At 37.0% G+C, this 2,013-nt stretch carries 4 protein-coding genes; all 4 read right to left on the reverse strand.

Features of this window, described 5'->3' with window-relative positions; genetic code table 11:
* Positions 1 to 300: 300 nt before the first annotated feature.
* Entirely contained in the window at positions 301 to 510 is a 210-nt protein-coding gene (locus EGI32_RS10895; RefSeq protein ID WP_255155413.1) for a SymE family type I addiction module toxin, read from the reverse strand.
* 344 nt (positions 511 to 854) lie between these two features.
* Positions 855 to 1,376, reverse strand: coding sequence for a hypothetical protein (locus EGI32_RS21150; RefSeq protein ID WP_303626639.1), 522 nt, complete (start codon positions 1,374 to 1,376; stop codon positions 855 to 857).
* 204 nt (positions 1,377 to 1,580) lie between these two features.
* Positions 1,581 to 1,706 carry a hypothetical protein gene (locus EGI32_RS21155; protein ID WP_303626640.1) on the reverse strand — a complete coding sequence of 42 codons (126 nt, stop codon included), beginning with the start codon at positions 1,704 to 1,706 and terminating at the stop codon, positions 1,581 to 1,583.
* 68 nt (positions 1,707 to 1,774) lie between these two features.
* Positions 1,775 to 2,013: hypothetical protein (locus EGI32_RS10905; RefSeq protein ID WP_255155414.1), on the reverse strand; the 239-nt coding region annotated here is incomplete at its 5' end.

Below are 2,013 nucleotides of genomic sequence, written 5' to 3' on the forward strand. Positions count from 1 at the left end.
GCCAGCCGGTTCCGCGGGAGTTTCGGCTTTGTGTAAAAAATACGCCGTCGCTCAAGTTTTCCACACGGCTGCGTATCAAAAATAAACCATACCGCCCCGGCGTGGCGTCCCCGCCAGGCCGGTTCAGTGGGAGTTTCGGCTTTGTGTAAAAAATACGCCGTCGCTCAAGTGTTCCACACGGCTGTGTATCAAAAATAAACCATACCGCCCTGGCGTGGCGTCCCCGCCAGCCGGTTCCGCGGCATGATGGCTGATAAAAAATAAGCCGCCAACATATTGTCAGCGGCTCTTTACTGTGTACTACTCTGTAGTTCGGATGATCAATAAGTTGGGCATGGAAGTAACCAGTACCCTTGCGTTCAGTTCGAAGCCGAGCTGCTGCAACCATTCCCCGCAAAGCTTGATCTCGGGAACATCTTTCTGGCTGTACTTGTTAAACCTTGTTTTGGGTTGAATTTTCAGGCTGCGCACATCGGGGCGGCGGAGGGTTGTTCGTTTGTCGTTTCGCATAACTTTGATTTTTTAAAAAGAGGCCTGGCGGTGCTGCGAAACGACAAACGTAGTTTGAAGATACGGGACTTACACCCGCTCTCCGCAAGGCTTTATCTTTGATTTCTAAATTTGAATTGTTCATTTTTTACATTAATCGTTTCGCAATTCAAAGATAGAAAAAAATGGAGTGAAGAATAAAATTTAGTTCTTAGCAAGTGGGATTTTTTTACAGGGAGTTAAAATATTAACGTTACTCCCTTTATTTAATAGGTGATGATTGAAGGAAAAAAAACTATTGTTTGCAAGGAGTAAATTCATTAATTGTTAAGTCCTTTTTTTTGCAAATATTTTTTTAGCAATTTTCAATATAGGTGGCTATTAGATTTCCATATCTTAAACAATTCTTCAAATTGTTCTTGTGTCAAAGAAGAGATTTTAGTTTTTGGGTATGTAGAAAAATGTAATAATTGGCTGGCTACTTCGAACTTTAAGTTTTCACCAACATTTTCTTGGGAATCAATAAATTCAAAATAAGAAGCATTCATATTTTCCCAGAGTTCAATTTCAGATTCGGGATCTGAGTCACGTAAATAACAATCAATATCCTCTTCCATTGAGAGTGGGAAGTTGACACCTATTCCAAAATGAATATTTTTAATTCGGTTTATAAGCTTTCCGGGCAAAGTATCTCTTTTCTTGGGACCAATATTTATATCCTCGAAACGGTATTCTTTCGTTTTATCTTCTTTAGCCATTCGATGATAAACTGCCATCCGATGATAATTAGAAAAGATGTCAGGACGTATAACTGCCAGCAATTGGAATGCAATCGACTGTATAGAATCTTTAGTGGTATTTAAAGCATACTTGTCCGCTAAATACAATGAAAATTTCTTTACTTCAGAAAGCGTTATGTTATGCCAAATTGGTAAAATTATTTTTTTTGAAATTTTCCTCCTTACTCAATAAAGACTTATATTCATAATCTGGCCATTTTTTATTTAGAAAGGATTTACTGATTATTACTACTCCAAAATTCGCTTTGTTTAAACCGTTATCAATTTGTTGTGTTAAACTATCACCCACAGTCAAGGTGTTTCGTCATACCAAACTTGTACTCCCAAATTTTCTAGAACATTAGTTAGTTCTCTTACAATAGTATCTTTATCCTCACTAGCATGAGAAATAAATGCATCCCATTTTTTTATAGCCATATTAAATTAAGTTAGAGTTATATGTATTCTGATCAATACTGCCATTTAGGCCGGGGTGCTTTGATCGTTTAATATCCATAATTATCTCTCATTTCTTGTTCATACATATTTTCAATCTCATCTGCATAATCAGTATATTTTGCAAACACGTCTGCGGTATGTGTCAATAAAATTGATGTCCTATGATAAAGATCTTTAACGTCAAGGAGGTTTATAGTATCTTTTTTTTCGAAGGAATTATTGTTTTCTTTATCTACCGGGTAACGAAAGCTATCAGAGTTTTTGTCAAGCAAATGAAAAATGCCAG

This window comes from Ferruginibacter sp. HRS2-29, assembly GCF_024343615.1.
Lineage (GTDB): Bacteria > Bacteroidota > Bacteroidia > Chitinophagales > Chitinophagaceae > Ferruginibacter.

What these genes read in the sequence shown, in the direction of transcription:
- EGI32_RS10895 (WP_255155413.1), bottom strand. Translation starts at nt 510, where the DNA reads ATGCGAAACGACAAACGAACAACCCTCCGCCGCCCCGATGTGCGCAGC.
- EGI32_RS21155 (WP_303626640.1), bottom strand. Translation starts at nt 1,706, where the DNA reads ATGGCTATAAAAAAATGGGATGCATTTATTTCTCATGCTAGTGAGGAT.